This is a genomic window from Bradyrhizobium sp. HKCCYLS1011 (assembly GCF_051167795.1).
In the GTDB taxonomy this organism is placed as follows: domain Bacteria; phylum Pseudomonadota; class Alphaproteobacteria; order Rhizobiales; family Xanthobacteraceae; genus Bradyrhizobium.
The window spans coordinates 326,060-339,837 of record NZ_JBNPTT010000002.1 but is presented as its reverse complement, the minus strand read 5'-3'; the positions used below and the strand labels follow the sequence as shown (position 1 = coordinate 339,837).

General features: G+C 64.9%; 14 protein-coding genes. 9 read left to right on the top strand and 5 right to left on the bottom strand.

Going from position 1 to position 13,778, the window contains the following annotated elements:
* Positions 1-93 precede the first annotated feature (93 nt).
* Positions 94-474: a hypothetical protein gene (locus tag ACQR1W_RS06145; RefSeq protein WP_434849960.1), complete on the top strand. Its 381-nt coding sequence runs from the start codon at positions 94-96 to the stop codon at positions 472-474.
* A 77-nt stretch (positions 475-551) separates the two neighbouring features.
* Here ACQR1W_RS06145 and ACQR1W_RS06140 read toward each other — a convergent pair whose 3' ends face one another.
* A complete protein-coding gene (locus ACQR1W_RS06140) occupies positions 552-1,274 on the bottom strand; it encodes a hypothetical protein (RefSeq protein WP_434849959.1) in 723 nt (240 codons plus the stop codon).
* Positions 1,275-1,474: 200 nt separating this feature from the next.
* Between ACQR1W_RS06140 and mbfA the strand changes: the two genes are divergently transcribed.
* The 4 genes from mbfA (at position 1,475) to ACQR1W_RS06120 (ending at position 5,446) form a co-directional block, all read left to right on the top strand.
* On the top strand, positions 1,475-2,446 hold the full coding sequence (gene mbfA / locus ACQR1W_RS06135; RefSeq protein WP_008974041.1) for an iron exporter MbfA: 972 nt from the start codon (positions 1,475-1,477) through the stop codon (positions 2,444-2,446).
* A gap of 11 nt (positions 2,447-2,457) precedes the next feature.
* On the top strand, positions 2,458-3,330 hold the full coding sequence (locus ACQR1W_RS06130; RefSeq protein WP_434849958.1) for a hypothetical protein: 873 nt from the start codon (positions 2,458-2,460) through the stop codon (positions 3,328-3,330).
* Between the two features lie 24 nt (positions 3,331-3,354).
* The gene (locus tag ACQR1W_RS06125; RefSeq protein ID WP_434849957.1) at positions 3,355-3,897 is read left to right on the top strand and encodes a cytochrome b; all 543 of its coding nucleotides are present in this window, start codon (positions 3,355-3,357) and stop codon (positions 3,895-3,897) included.
* A gap of 79 nt (positions 3,898-3,976) precedes the next feature.
* A complete protein-coding gene (locus tag ACQR1W_RS06120) occupies positions 3,977-5,446 on the top strand; it encodes an amidase (RefSeq protein ID WP_434849956.1) in 1,470 nt (489 codons plus the stop codon).
* Between the two features lie 95 nt (positions 5,447-5,541).
* Here ACQR1W_RS06120 and ACQR1W_RS06115 read toward each other — a convergent pair whose 3' ends face one another.
* Positions 5,542-6,630 (bottom strand): Zn-dependent alcohol dehydrogenase, encoded by a 1,089-nt coding sequence (locus tag ACQR1W_RS06115; protein WP_434849955.1) that lies wholly within the window; start codon positions 6,628-6,630, stop codon positions 5,542-5,544.
* Positions 6,631-6,665: 35 nt separating this feature from the next.
* On the bottom strand, positions 6,666-8,450 hold the full coding sequence (locus ACQR1W_RS06110) for an acyl-CoA dehydrogenase family protein (protein ID WP_434849954.1): 1,785 nt from the start codon (positions 8,448-8,450) through the stop codon (positions 6,666-6,668).
* Positions 8,451-8,603: 153 nt separating this feature from the next.
* Between ACQR1W_RS06110 and ACQR1W_RS06105 the strand changes: the two genes are divergently transcribed.
* Complete coding sequence (locus ACQR1W_RS06105) at positions 8,604-9,305, top strand: SDR family NAD(P)-dependent oxidoreductase (RefSeq protein WP_434849953.1); 702 nt, start codon at positions 8,604-8,606, stop codon at positions 9,303-9,305.
* 210 nt (positions 9,306-9,515) lie between these two features.
* Positions 9,516-10,346, top strand: coding sequence for an enoyl-CoA hydratase (locus tag ACQR1W_RS06100; RefSeq protein WP_434849952.1), 831 nt, complete (start codon positions 9,516-9,518; stop codon positions 10,344-10,346).
* Positions 10,347-10,389: 43 nt separating this feature from the next.
* Here ACQR1W_RS06100 and ACQR1W_RS06095 read toward each other — a convergent pair whose 3' ends face one another.
* Entirely contained in the window at positions 10,390-10,986 is a 597-nt protein-coding gene (locus tag ACQR1W_RS06095; RefSeq protein ID WP_434849951.1) for a GNAT family N-acetyltransferase, read from the bottom strand.
* Positions 10,987-11,054: 68 nt separating this feature from the next.
* Entirely contained in the window at positions 11,055-11,234 is a 180-nt protein-coding gene (locus ACQR1W_RS06090; RefSeq protein ID WP_434849950.1) for a DUF1127 domain-containing protein, read from the bottom strand.
* Between the two features lie 118 nt (positions 11,235-11,352).
* Here ACQR1W_RS06090 and ACQR1W_RS06085 point away from each other — a divergent pair, with 118 nt between their 5' ends.
* Positions 11,353-12,264, top strand: coding sequence for a transcriptional regulator GcvA (locus tag ACQR1W_RS06085; protein ID WP_434849949.1), 912 nt, complete (start codon positions 11,353-11,355; stop codon positions 12,262-12,264).
* A 141-nt stretch (positions 12,265-12,405) separates the two neighbouring features.
* The gene (locus ACQR1W_RS06080; RefSeq protein ID WP_008973529.1) at positions 12,406-13,719 is read left to right on the top strand and encodes an MFS transporter; all 1,314 of its coding nucleotides are present in this window, start codon (positions 12,406-12,408) and stop codon (positions 13,717-13,719) included.
* The last annotated feature ends 59 nt before the right edge of the window (positions 13,720-13,778 follow it).

The window sequence follows — 13,778 nt, the reverse complement described above, 5'->3', positions numbered from 1 at the left end:
CGACGTCGTGCTGAACCATTTAGCTGCGTCGGGGAACGAACCCGTTGGGCTGACGTTTCCGCATCCGGGCGATGCGCATCAGGAGGAGAATTGATGGATAAGAAGATCGCTAGTTTGTTGGGCGCGGTTGCCGCCGTCGGCGCGCTCGGCACAGCGCAGGCCTCGCCGGCACCGGCACCGACCGATGTCCTGAGGGCCAATTCCTACGCGGATCTGCTCGAACCGATTCCGAATGCGGCCAAGGTGCTGCAGGCGCTCGACGAGCAGGCGCCGGCGCGATCGACGGAGCCGAACGTCCAGGTGGCCCAGTGGTACTACCCTCATCACCACCACCATCACCACCATCACCATCACGGCTATTGGCGTGACGGCTATGGGCCGCGCGTCTATGTGGTCCCGCCCCGCCGCTGGTATCACCATCACCACCATCATCATCACCATCACCACCACCACTGGTACTACGACGAGTATTGATCGCGTGTTGATGGCATGACGGAAAGAGGCGCCGATCCTAATGGGGTCGGCGCCTCGCTCTTTGGGCCGAGATCGCTTCAGGACTTGCGCGCCTTCTCCTTCGCGGCGCGATGGAGATGGCGGTAGGTGCCGTCGAACACGGTGTCGGTGGTCGACGTCCATTCCGTGCCTTGGGCCAAGTTCGGCCGGCTCGCATGGATGCGGCGCGCCTGCAGCTCGCGCTCGGCCGCTTCATCCGGCGTCATCGGCTCGAGCGCAAAGTTCGCTTCTTCGGGGATCACGATCACCTGGGCGAACGGCTCGCCGGGACGGAAGATGTGCGTGCGCCCCTCCGCCGGCGCCTTGAACACGCAGAAGAACAGCATCGGCCACCAGTTGCGGATCAGCGCGGGCACGGCGATCGGCACGGTGTCGGTGGCGTCGGCGTAGAAGCGCGGATGCGGCTCGGTCCGAATCGCGTATCCTTTCGGCGCCTTCAGATCGAGCAGGATCTGATAAGTATAGAAATGATCGCCGAAGTTGCGGAACGGCGGCCACTGCAGGGTCGGCGACGGCGGCTCGCCCCAATCGCCCGAGAGGCTGAGCTTGCCGTCGCGCGTGGTGACGTGCAGTTCGAAATCATACGGATAGAACAGCTCGATGCCATATTGCGCGCCTTCCGAGAACGGCACGCAATGCCAGACCTGTTCGTGCGAGCCGTCCGCACGCGGCTGACGCTCGCCGGCCCAGCCCGGAATGTCCATCTTGGTTCGCCGCGGCGCCAGTCGCGGATCGTTCATGCGGAATTTGACGGTCTCCATAGCAACTCCCGTAGTGTCTCAATGCGGAACTCGAACCGCGACCGCCCAAACAGGTTCCGTGGCCGCCGCGCAACGCCTGCAAATGTTTCGCGGAAGCAGAGCGGCAGCAATTTGACCGGGTCACGGCAAATCCATATAGACTTTAGAAACGTTCTAAATCAAAAAACGTTGGCTGGAGAGCCAATCCGGGGACTCTTGGAATGAAGAATTTTGCCGATCTGACCGAGCGCGAGATCCTGGCGATCGCGATCTCGGCGGAAGAGGAAGACGGTCGGATCTATATGACCTTCGCCGAAGATCTGGCGGAGCGCTACCCGGACTCGGCAAAGATTTTCGAGGAGATGGCCGAGGAGGAGAAGGGTCATCGGCACATGCTGCTCGAAATGTATGAGCAGCGCTTCGGCCCCAACCTGCCGCCGATCCGTCGCGAGAACGTCAAAGGCTTTCTGCGCCGCCGCCCGATCTGGCTGACCAAGAACCTGCCGCTCGAGACCATCCGCAAGGAGGTCGGCACCATGGAGTTCGAGGCCGAGCGCTTCTACGCCAAGGCCGCCGAACAGGCCAAGGATGTCGGCGTGCGTCGCCTGCTCGGCGATCTCGCCGAGGCCGAAAAGGGCCACGAGAAGGTCGCGGCGCAACTGACCGACAAGATCCTGACCGAGGGCGTGCGGGAAAAGGAAGACGAGACGCGGCGCCGCATCTTCGTGCTGCAATATGTCCAGCCCGGTCTCGCCGGGTTGATGGACGGCTCGGTCTCCACCCTCGCGCCGCTGTTCGCAGCCGCTTTCGCGACCCATCAGAACTGGCAGACATTCCTGGTCGGGCTTGCCGCTTCGATCGGCGCCGGCATCAGCATGGGCTTTGCCGAGGCACTGTCCGATGACGGCTCGCTGACCGGCCGCGGCTCGCCCTGGCTGCGCGGCGCAGTCTGCGGCGCCATGACGGCACTGGGCGGCCTCGGGCATTCGCTGCCCTATCTGGTCCCGGACTCGCTGCCGAACGCGTTCTGGATCGCAACCGCGATCGCGAGCCTCGTCGTGTTCTTCGAATTGTGGGCGATCGCCTATATCCGCGCCCGCTACATGGATACGCCGTTCCTGCAGGCGGTGTTCCAGATCGTGCTGGGCGGCATCATCGTGCTCGGCGTGGGCATTCTCATCGGCGCAGCTTAAGTGGGGCTATCATGATAGGCTTTTTCGGTTCGACACATGGTCGCGCCTCGATCTCGGTCGGCCTGGCGGCACTGTCGCTGGCACTCGCCGCCCCCGCCCGCGCCACCGACGAGATCCAGGTCTACAACGCCGGCATCGCAGCGCCTGGACAGTTCACGATCCAGCAGCACCTGAATTACATCCCGCTCGGCGTCAAGGACGCGCCGTTTCCTGGCGGCCTGGTCTCCAATCATAGCCTGAACGGCACGCCGGAATTCGCCTACGGCATCACCGATTGGTTCGAGCTCGGCCTCTATCTGCCGTTCTCGGTGCAGGACAACAAGTTCTACTCGGACTACTTCAAGATCCGCACCCTGTTCGTGACACCACACGCCGACCAGAAGACCTTCTTCTATGGCATGAATTTCGAGCTCTCCAACGATGCGCCCGCCTTCTCGCAAACGCGTTGGGCGTTGGAAATCCGTCCCATCATCGGCTGGCGCAACGCCGATTATGAGTTCATCGTCAACCCGATCGTCGATGTCGGCTTTGGCAAGTACGGCGAGGCGGATTTTGCCCCGGCGGTCCGGCTGGTTCGCAAGTTCGGCCAGGATCTGTTTGCCGGCTTCGAATATTATGCCGATTTCGGCAAGATCGGCTCCTTCTCACCGCTGCAGGAACAGCAGCATACGCTGTTCGCGGTCACCGATTTCAAGGTCGGGGTCTTCGACGTCAATTTCGGTGTCGGCTATGGACTGACGCCGTCCTCCGATCGCTGGGTGGTCAAGAGCATCATCGGCTATGCTTTCCCGGTGCCCGGCGGCAATCCATCCTCCAGCGAACGCACACCGACCGGGGGCATCAATCCGATGGCGCATGCGTCGATGCGGACATTCCAGCCGTAACGGCACCAAGCAAGGATCTCGGCCATGACGCGTCAATTGCATTACGGCACACCCGCCAAGGTCTTTCACTGGCTCGTCGTGTTGCTGCTCGCTGTCCAGTATCCGATCGGCTGGCTGATGCCGGACATTCATCGCGGCATGCAGCCGGGCGTGCCGATGACGCTACACGTCTCGTTCGGCCTCACGCTCCTGATCGTGATCGTGCTGCGCTTCATCTGGCGGCTCACCCACCCGGTGGCGCCGGAAAGCACGCTGCCGGCCTGGCAGCGGCTGAGCTCCGAAGCCGTGCACTGGATGCTCTATGTCGCGGTGCTCGCGACCACGCTGACCGGCTGGCTGTTCGCCTCGTTTCGCGGCTGGACGCTGACATTCTTCTACCTGTTTCCATTCCCGATGCTGGCCTCCGACAATGCGGCAGCGGGCCGGACCATCGACGGGCTGCACCAGGCCGCCGAATGGCTGCTGCTGGCACTGATCGTGATCCATGTCGGCGCGGCGCTGGTCCACATCTACGTCTATCGCGACCGCATCATGCAGCGCATGCTGCCGGGCGAGCCGAGCGTTTAGTCTCCAGCAATTAAAGTCAAACGATCGCCATTCGCTTCGGCTAAAAGGCGCCCCAGTAGATCCAAATGGGGAGCGCGCCTTGGCCAAATCGCGATGGAGTTTTGCTACCGCCGTCGACACCGCGAAAGCGCTCGCGGCCAGACAGGTCTCGGCGGTCGAGCTGGCGCAGGATGCCATCGACCGCATCGCGCGCCATGACGACAAAATCAACGCGATCTGTGTCCGCGATTTCGACCGGGCGCTTGAGGCGGCCCGTGCCGCTGATGCAGCGCTGGCCCGCGGCGAAACCAGGCCGCTGCTCGGCGTTCCCCTGACGGTGAAGGAATCCTTCAACGTCGCGGGCACGCCGACCACCTGGGGTTTTCCGCAGCACAAGGATTTCAAGCCAGCGGAGGACGCGCTGGCGATCACGCGGGTGAAGGATGCGGGTGGCGTGATCCTCGGCAAGACCAACGTGCCGATCGCGCTCGGCGACTGGCAGAGCTACAACGAGATCTACGGCACCACCAACAATCCGTTTGACCTCGGCCGGACGCCGGGCGGCTCCTCCGGCGGCTCGTCTGCCGCGCTGGCCGCAGGATACGGTCCGCTGTCACTCGGCACGGATATCGGCGGCTCGCTCCGCGTGCCGGCCTTCCATTGCGGCGTCACTGCACATAAGCCGAGCTATGGTCTCGTTGCGACGCGTGGGCATCTGCCACCAGCGCTTCCGGCCATCCCGATGCAGCGCGATCTCAGCGTGATCGGACCGATGGCGCGATCAGTGCCCGATCTTTCGCTGTTGCTCGACGTCATGGCCGGCCCCGACCCACTCGATGCCGGCAAGGGCTATCGGCTGGACCTGCCGGCACCGCGCCACACTAGGCTGCAGGATTTCCGCGTGCTGCTGATCGCAACCGATCCGTTGATGCCGACCGACAAGGCCGTGCGCGGAGGGATCGAGCAACTTGCGACCAACCTCACCAAGGCCGGTGTCGCGGTGGTGCGCGAGAGCCCGGTGCTGCCGGACTTCGCCGCGTCCAGCCGGGTCTATATGCGGATGCTGCTGTCCGCCCTGAGCCTCGGCATGCCTGCCGACGCCTATGCCGGCGCGAAGGACGCCGCGGCAAAGCTTGCTGCTGACGACATCAGCCTCGCTGCCGAACGCCTGCGCGGCATTGCCCTCAGCCATCGCGACTGGCTGATGGCCGACGGCGCCCGCGCGCGGCTCAAGATGCAATGGCATCGCCTGTTCGAAAGCTTCGATGCCGTGATCTGCCCGATCATGCCAATACCGGCCTTCCCGCACGACCACGCGCCCGACCAGGAGCAGCGCCGCATCCAGATCGACGGCGTCGATCACGTCTATACCGATCAGCTCGCCTGGCCCGGCATCGCCACCCTGCCCGGCCTGCCGGCCACAGCGATCCCGCTCGGCCTGGCCGATGGCCTGCCAGTCGGCGTGCAGATCGTGGGACCCTTTCTCGAGGACCGCACCCCGCTCAAGCTCGCCGAACTGATCGAGCGCGAATTCGGCGGCTTCGCCCCGCCACCGATGTTCGATGATTGAGCGGCTTGCTCATCTGTCGTCCCAGCGGAGCCGGGACGACCTTGACTAACAGTCCGACGTGTTCGCCGTCTGTGCCTCCCCGGAACGACAGCTAGCTACGCATCGAACACCACCACGCTGCGCAGCGTCTTGCCGGCCTTCATATTGGCGAAGCCCTCGTTGATCTCCGACAGCTTCAGCTTGGCCGAGATCCAGTCCTCCAGATGCAGCTTGCCGCGGAGGTAGAACTCGACCAGACGGGGCATGTCGACCCGGAAATGGTTCGAGCCCATCGACGAGCCCTGGATACGGCGCTCGCGCAGGAAGTCGAAGCCGTGCAACTCGATCTTCTGCCCAAACGGAATCATGCCGACGATGGTCGCGGTGCCGCCGGGCGCCAGCATCGCGAAGGCCTGCTCGGCGGTCTCCTTGCGTCCCAGCACCTCGAAGGCGTGATGCACGCCACCCTTTGTCAGCTCGCGCACCTGCTGCACGACATCGCCATCCGCAGGATTGATGATGTCCGTAGCACCGAGTTTCGTCGCAAGCTGCAGCTTGGCCGGATTGGTGTCGATGGCGATGATGCGGCCGGCGCCCGCGATCTCCGCGCCGTTGATCGCAGCCATGCCGACGCCGCCACAACCGATCACCGCGACCGCCTCGCCGGCCTGCACCCTCGCCGTGTTGACCACCGCGCCGTAGCCGGTGATGACGCCGCAGCCGATCAGCGCCGCGAGATCGAGCGGCATGTCGTTGCGGATCTTCACGATCGCATTCTCGTGCACCAGCATCTGCTCGGCGAAAGACGAGAGATTGAGGAACTGGTGCAGCTTCTCCGACCGTGCCCATGACAGACGATTGGAGGCACCCGGCGGCATCTTCACGGTCGTATCGGTGCAAAGCACCGGCCGGCCGGTGGTGCAGTTGTCGCAGGTGCCGCAGAACACCGAGAGGCAGGTGACGACGTGATCGCCCGGCTTCACATAGGTGACGTCGGAGCCGACTTGCTCGACGATCCCAGCGGATTCATGGCCGAGCACCGCCGGCAGCGGATGCGGGTAGAGCCCTTCCATGAAATGCAGGTCGGAATGGCAGAGGCCGGCCACCGCGGTGCGGATCAGCACCTCGCGCGGCCCTGGCTTCGGCACACTGACATCCTCGATCACCAGCGGCTGGTTGACCTCCATCAGCACGGCAGCCTTCATCGTAACCTCCCTGTCGCTTTGTCGTTGCGATGAGCCTACGCGGCTGACAACAGTTCGCCAACCTCCGCCATGCTGACGGCGCGGTCGCTGAGCAGCAACGTTGCGATCGCATCATCGTGCTTATTTCCCGCGAGCCGGAACGGGTCGGCCGGCGTTAGCCGATGCGCGACGACGAGCTTCGACAGCAAAAGCCGGCGCGCGTCGCCGCGCAGCTCGTCGATGCGCGCGGCTTCCCAGGCGAGCGCAACGGCGCTGGCGACGTGATAGAGCAGGCTGGTGGCGCGGCGTGCCTCGGCTTCGTTGTCGGCGTCGGCCGCGACTATCCGCGCAAAACCGACGGCGCGATCGACCAGCCCGCGCAGACGATCACGCCACGCCTGCGGCACTCGTGCACTGTCATCGAGCCGCGCGTGCAGATCAGCGGCCAGCGCAGATTCCGCGCCATGGCGCCCTATCGCGCGCTTGAGCGCATCGATCGCGACGATGTTGCCGGTGCCCTCCCAGATCGAGCCGAGATGTGCGTCGCGCAGCAGGCGCGCGGTGGCGAACTCCTCGACATAACCAACGCCGCCGCGCATCTCCAAAGCATCGCCGCAGACCTTGCGGGCGTCGCGGGTGGCACGGAATTTCAGCGTGGGCGTGAGAATGCGCAGCAGCGCGGCGGCATCCTGGCTGCCGGTCTCGGCGCGGTCGAGCGCGTCAGCGGTCAGGAAGCTCATCGATAGCGCCTGTTCGGTCGCCAGCATGATCTTGAGCAATTGCCGGCGCCCGAGCGGCAGGTCGATGATGCGATGGCCAAACACGACGCGGTTGGTCGCGACCGTCATTGCATCGTGATACGCGCGGCGCATCAGTGCGGTCGACTTCACCCCGTTGGAGAGCCGCGACGAGTTGACCATCTCGGCCATCTGAACGAAGCCGCGATCGAGCCGGCCGACCGCATACGCAATCGCGCCTTCCAGCTTGATCTCGCCCGAGGCCATCGAGCGGGTGCCGAGCTTGTCCTTCAGACGGACGATCCGATAATGATTCTGAGAGCCGTCGTCGAGGAAGCGCGGCATCAGGAACAGGCCGACACCGCGCGTGCCGGTTTCGGCGCCTTGCGGCCGCGCCAGGAGCATCACCACCTTGGCGTCGGCATTGGAGCAGAACCATTTCTCGCCAGTCAGGCGCCAGTGCTCGCCTTCCTGCACAGCTACCGTCGTCAAGGTGCCGACGTCGGAGCCGCCTTCCTTCTCGGTCATGAACTGGCCGCCCTGGGTCAGCTTCGCCATGTCAGTCTGGGTCAGGCCGCTGAGATATCTATCCTGGAGCTCCCGGCTGCCGAACGTCGCCAGCAGCTTGGCGCAGCCGTCGGTGACGTTGATCGGGCAGCCGAGGCCGAACTCGGCCTGGTTGAACAGGAAGGTGAAGGCATGCTTGGCGACGACCGGGTATTTGTCCGGCCAGCCGAGAATGCCCTTGCGGACCGACATCGCGTGGATGCCGAACTCGCCGAAGGCGGCGCGCTCGAGTTCGCGATAGGCAGGGTGATATTCGATCCACTGCGCGTCGCGGCCGAAACGGTCGCGCTGATGCAGCACCGGCGGATGACGGTCGGCCAGCCGCGCGCATTCGTCCAGGTAGCCGCCGGCAAGCTCGCCCAGCCGGTCCAGATGGGGCTCGATATGCAGGAACAGCCGCTCGGGCAGATGGATGCGCAAGAGATCGGTCAAGGCCGGATCGGCGCGGTAGAAGTTCATGCCCGTGGTATCCGGCGCCAGCAGGCCCGGCCGCGCCCCGCCGGTCATGACGTCGTCGCGCTTCAAGAACTGATGCATCTCGAAATTCCCTGATCGTTTCCGTCCCGAAGCCGGATATGTTTTTCTAACTTGGCGCTCCGCTCTCCGTTCTCGCGCGAATGTGGGGCGGACGCCATAGGAACTTGCCGCCGCCAACCCTAGATGCATAGCGCCCTGCATTGGAGAGAACCCATGGAAAGTCCGACCTACAAGACCGCGCTGATCGTCGGCGCCGGCGAGGGCCTCAGCGCCTCGCTGGCGCGGCTGTTCGCCCGCGAGAAGATCCGCGTCGCGCTGGCGGCGCGCAAGGTCGAGAAGCTCGGCGCGCTGTGCAGCGAGACCGGCGCGCGGGCCTTTGCCTGTGACGCCACCAACCACGAGGAAGTCGAGCGGCTGTTCGGCCTGGTCGAGCGCGAGCTCGGCACGCCCGACCTCGTGGTCTACAACGCCAGCGGCCGCACGCGTGGACCGCTGGTCGACCTGGTGCCGGCCGAGGTGCAGCAGGCGATGACGGTCAGCGCTTTCGGCGGCTTCCTGGTGGCGCAGCAGGCCGCGCAGCGGATGCTTCCGAACCGGCAGGGCGCGATCCTGTTCACTGGCGCCTCCGCCAGCGTCAAGGGCTATGCGCAATCGGCGCCGTTTGCGATGGGGAAGTTCGCGCTACGCGGCCTGGCCCAGAGCATGGCGCGCGAGCTTGCGCCGCAGGGTATCCATGTCGCGCATTTCGTGATCGACGGCGGCATCAGGAGCGCCGCCCGGCAGGAGCCTGCGGACAAGCCGGACTCCTTCCTCGATCCCGATGCGATCGCGCTGAGCTATTGGAGCGTGCTGCAGCAGCCGCGCAGCGCCTGGACCTGGGAGGTGGAGCTGCGGCCCTGGGTGGAGAAGTTTTAGTTCGTTGTCAGGCGCGTGACGGTCGCGGCACCCGAGCGTCATCGTCCGCGAAAGCGGACGATCCAGTATCCCAGAGCCAGTCGTCGTACACCGAGAGGCCGCGGAGTACTGGATGCCCCGCCTGCGCGGGGCATGACGACCGAAATTGAGGGCTGCTAGAGTGCGTCCCTAACTTGCCGACTGAAAAAACAAAGCGCAAGGGACAGGAAAATGACCACCGACATCACGATCGACACCGGCACCAACGAGCTGCTGTGCGTGATCCGCGATCGCGTCGCGATCATCACGCTCAACCGGCCGGAGGCGCGCAATGCGCTGTCGGACAATCTGAGCCCGGCGCTGCGGCGGATGATCAGGAGCTGCGGCGACAATCCCGATGTCGGCGCGGTGCTGCTCACCGGCGCCGGCACGGCGTTCTGCGCCGGCGGCGACGTCAAGGGCATGGGCGCGCACCGCGATCCCGGCAAGCTCGCAATGTCGGAGGCGGAGAAGGTCGCCGACCTCAAGGAGCGGCAGCGCCTGCTGACGGGCGCGCTGCACGGCTTGCGCAAGCCGACCATCGCCGCGCTCCCCGGCCCCGCGGCCGGCGCCGGGCTCGCGATCGCCTTGGCCTGCGACATCCGTATCGCCGCCCAATCGGCCTTCGTCGCCACCGGCTATGTTCGGATCGGGCTGAGCGGCGACTACGGCATCGCCTGGCTGTTGACGCAACTGGTCGGCACTGCACGTGCGCGCGAATTGATGTTCACCGGCGAGAAGGTCGATGCCGACAGATGCGCGCAGCTCGGCCTGGTCAACCGCGTGGTGCCGGACGAGCGCCTGCAGGAGGAAGCGTTCGCGCTCGCCAAGTCGCTGGCCGAAGGCCCCGCGCTGGCGCTGCGCTCGATCAAGGACAATCTCGACGAAGCGCTGACGGTCGATTTCGACACCGCCCGCGACCGCGAGGCCGAGCGGCTGATCCCGTTGATGGCGTCGATGGATCACAAGGAAGCGGTGCAGGCCTTCATCGAGAAGCGCAAGGCAGTGTTCAAGGGGAGCTAGACCGTCGGTAGCACGATGTGCACAAGCACCGGATGATGCGCCCCTACGATGCCGATGCAACGAGCCGCAGACTCGCGCCGGTCGTCGCGAGCGGCTCACGCCCCACCTCCTTCTCGAACCGCACCAGGGTCCAGTCATGGGGATGCTGGCGCAAAGCGAAGCCGGAGGCCTTTGCGACTGCGATCATGACATCGTTGGAACGCAGCGTGTCACCGAACAGGCTGGTGGCGCCAAGCGCGGCGGCACGGCCTTCCAGATTTTTCATCAGGGCCGGGCCGATGCCGTGGCCTTGCCAGCGATCGTGGACCGAAAGCCCGAACTCGACACTGGCGGTCTCGGCATGAAACGCATAGCGCGCCTCGCCCACGATCACCTCGACGCCGTCGATGTCCATGGTCGCAAGCAGGGTGAAGCGATCATCCTTGCCGACAGCCACGAAGTCGTCGAGCAGCGCCTTCGGCAATTCGCTCAGGGCGCCGAGAAAGCGGTTGTGACGCGAGCGCGAGCTCAGCGAGCGCACATAGGCCTGCAGGTCGTTCGCATCGGACGGCCCGACAAAGCGCAACGTGACCGCCTCGCCACGCCGGGTGTGGATGAGATCGGAAGGCGCGACAAGTTCAGCGAGCTTCGATGTCAACACGGCGCGCTCCGATGCAAAGAATGACCGGCGCCCCCGCGAGCCGAGCGGCGCCGGCGTGGCGGCCTGACTCAAGCCCGCCAGAACGGCTTCTCGATTTCAGCAGCGATATCGCTGCGCGACAGGCCGAGATCATGCAGATCACGCTCTGACCAGGCGGCCAGCTCGTGGCGGGTCCGGTAGCGCTCACGCCAGATCTGCAGCACTCCGGTAAGACCGGCCCATACCCGCGGACCATGATGATTTGTCATTGGATGGGATACGCAAGTAGACATCAAAGCCTCCTGCAGCTAACTTCGAACGCTACAATGTGCTGTCCGCGGCTCGTTCACAAACGACACTTTGTACCGCTTCGGATGAAATAAACTCATGGATAGCATCGTCCGAACAAGCTCGCGTTTACCCTCGCTCAACGGGCTGCGGGCGTTTGAGGCTGCGGCGCGCCATCTGAGCTTCACGCGGGCGGCCTCCGAGTTGAACGTCACGCAGACGGCGATCAGCCATCAGATCAAGCGGCTGGAGGACGAGCTCGGGCTCAGGCTGTTCGTGCGGCAGAACCGCAGCCTGGCGCTCACGCCGCAGGCCCGTGAGTACCTGCCTCTGGTGAGGGCCGCCTTCGACGACCTGCGGCTGGCGACCGAGCGACTGGTGCGCAGGGACGGCGGCAAGGTGCTGACCGTCTCTACGATCGCCTCTCATGCAGCGAAATGGCTGTTGCCACGGCTTTCAGCCTTCCAGGAGGCGCATCCCGAGATCGACGTCCGGATCACCACCTCGAGCAGCCTGGTCGATTTCGCCAAGGAGGATGTCGATGCGGCGATCCGTTACGGCAGGGGCCACTGGCCGGGCGTGCGCGCCGAATGGCTGATGGGAGATGAGCTGTTTCCGGTCTGCAGCCCCGCGCTGCTGAAAGGCGGCAGGCCGCTGCGCTCTCCCGAGGACCTCGCCCAGCACACCCTGCTGCACAGCAGCTATGACGACGACTGGCGACTCTGGTTGACTGCCGCGGGACTGCCGGTCTCGATCTCGAAGCACCGGGGCGTCAGCTTCGACCTGATCTTCATGACGGTCCAGGCCGCGATCGACGGCCTCGGCGTCGCGATCGGCCGCACCTCCTATGTCCAGGACGACATCAGCAAAGGCCGCCTCGTGGTGCCTTTCCAGATCGCGCTGCCGGTCGATGCGGGCTATTACCTGGTCTCGCCGGAAGGCCGTACCGATGCACCGAAGCTGCGGGCTTTCCGTGCTTGGCTGAAGGCGGCGGCGCAGAACAAATCCTAACAGCGCCGCCGCGCTTATGCTGCGCTGCCGCATTGGATTCCGGTTGGCCAAGCCGCGGGGCCGTGGCAAATAGCCTTGACGTATCAACACGGCTGGCGAAGGCTTCTTCCGCACGGGCCATTCGACGGGAGGAGACATCCAGTGTCGCAAACCACAACAAGCCAACCGGCCACGATCAAATCGCGCATCGGTGCCATCCTGCGGGCGACCAGCGGCAATTTCCTCGAGCAGTTCGACTTCTTCCTGTTCGGCTTCTATGCGAGCGCGATCGCCAAGGCGTTCTTCCCGTCCGAGAATGAGACCGCGGCGCTGCTCAACACCTTCGGCGTGTTCTGGCTCGGCGCCCTGATGCGGCCCGTCGGCGCCATCGTGCTCGGCGCCTATATCGACCGGATCGGCCGGCGCCAGGGCCTGATCGTCACGCTCTCGATCATGGCGGCCGGCACCGTCGTCATCGCCTTCTGCCCGTCCTATGCCACGATCGGCATCGCCGCTCCCATCATCGTCCTGCTCGGCCGCCTACTGCAGGGCTTCTCCGCCGGCGTCGAGCTCGGCGGCGTCTCGGTCTATCTGTCCGAAATCGCCACGCCCGGCCACCGCGGCTTCTACACCTCGTTCCAGTCCTCCAGCCAGCAGGTGGCGATCTTCGTCGCCTCGATCATCGGTTATCTGCTGAGCGAATCCATGCCGGCCGCCACCGTGACGGCCTGGGGCTGGCGCATCCCGTTCTTCATCGGCTGCCTGATCATCCCGCTGATCTTCCTCCTGCGGCGGACGCTGGAGGAAACTCCGGCCTTCCTCGCCATGAAGAAGCACCCGACGGCGAGCGAGGTGTTCGCCTCGGCGCTCGCCAATTGGCGCATCGTGATCCTTGGCATGATGATCGCGATCCTCACCACCACGACGTTCTATTTCGTCACCGTGTACACGCCGACCTTCGGCAAGAACGTGCTGAAGCTGTCGACCGCGGATGCGCTGCTGGTCACGCTGCTGGTCGCGGTCACCAATTTCATCTGGAATCCCGTGGGCGGCGCGCTGTCCGACAAAATCGGCCGCAAGCCGGTGCTGCTCGCAATCGCCACGCTGTCACTGCTGACGGCCTATCCGGCGCTGAGCTGGCTGGTGACCGCGCCGACTTTCGGCAAGATGCTGGCGGTCGAGATGATGTTCTCGTTCTATTTCGGCATGTACAGCGGCACCATGCTCGGCGCGCTGGTCGAGATCGTGCCGGCCCACGTGCGCACCACCTGCTTCTCGCTGGCCTTCGCGCTGGCCGCAGCGCTGTTCGGCACCTTCACGCCGTTCGCGTCGACCTGGCTGATCGAGAAGACCGGCGATAAGGCCTCGCCCGGCTTCTGGCTGATGTTTGCCGCCGTGCTCGGCATCATCGCCGCATTGACCGTCTACCGCAGCGGTGGTCGAACCGTGGAAGTGCGCGAAGCAGTGACGGCATGAGCCTTCTCGCGGACGAGGCCATTCTGCTTCGTCCGCGGGCACGCTGACAGCACCGCAGG

Excerpts from the sequence above, each read along its gene's own strand:
- ACQR1W_RS06145 (WP_434849960.1), top strand. The coding sequence starts at position 94 with ATGGATAAGAAGATCGCTAGTTTGTTGGGCGCGGTTGCCGCCGTCGGC.
- ACQR1W_RS06140 (WP_434849959.1), bottom strand. The coding sequence starts at position 1,274 with ATGGAGACCGTCAAATTCCGCATGAACGATCCGCGACTGGCGCCGCGG.
- mbfA (WP_008974041.1), top strand. The coding sequence starts at position 1,475 with ATGAAGAATTTTGCCGATCTGACCGAGCGCGAGATCCTGGCGATCGCG.
- ACQR1W_RS06130 (WP_434849958.1), top strand. The coding sequence starts at position 2,458 with ATGATAGGCTTTTTCGGTTCGACACATGGTCGCGCCTCGATCTCGGTC.
- ACQR1W_RS06125 (WP_434849957.1), top strand. The coding sequence starts at position 3,355 with ATGACGCGTCAATTGCATTACGGCACACCCGCCAAGGTCTTTCACTGG.
- ACQR1W_RS06115 (WP_434849955.1), bottom strand. The coding sequence starts at position 6,630 with ATGAAGGCTGCCGTGCTGATGGAGGTCAACCAGCCGCTGGTGATCGAG.
- ACQR1W_RS06110 (WP_434849954.1), bottom strand. The coding sequence starts at position 8,450 with ATGCATCAGTTCTTGAAGCGCGACGACGTCATGACCGGCGGGGCGCGG.
- ACQR1W_RS06105 (WP_434849953.1), top strand. The coding sequence starts at position 8,604 with ATGGAAAGTCCGACCTACAAGACCGCGCTGATCGTCGGCGCCGGCGAG.
- ACQR1W_RS06100 (WP_434849952.1), top strand. The coding sequence starts at position 9,516 with ATGACCACCGACATCACGATCGACACCGGCACCAACGAGCTGCTGTGC.
- ACQR1W_RS06090 (WP_434849950.1), bottom strand. The coding sequence starts at position 11,234 with ATGACAAATCATCATGGTCCGCGGGTATGGGCCGGTCTTACCGGAGTG.
- ACQR1W_RS06085 (WP_434849949.1), top strand. The coding sequence starts at position 11,353 with ATGGATAGCATCGTCCGAACAAGCTCGCGTTTACCCTCGCTCAACGGG.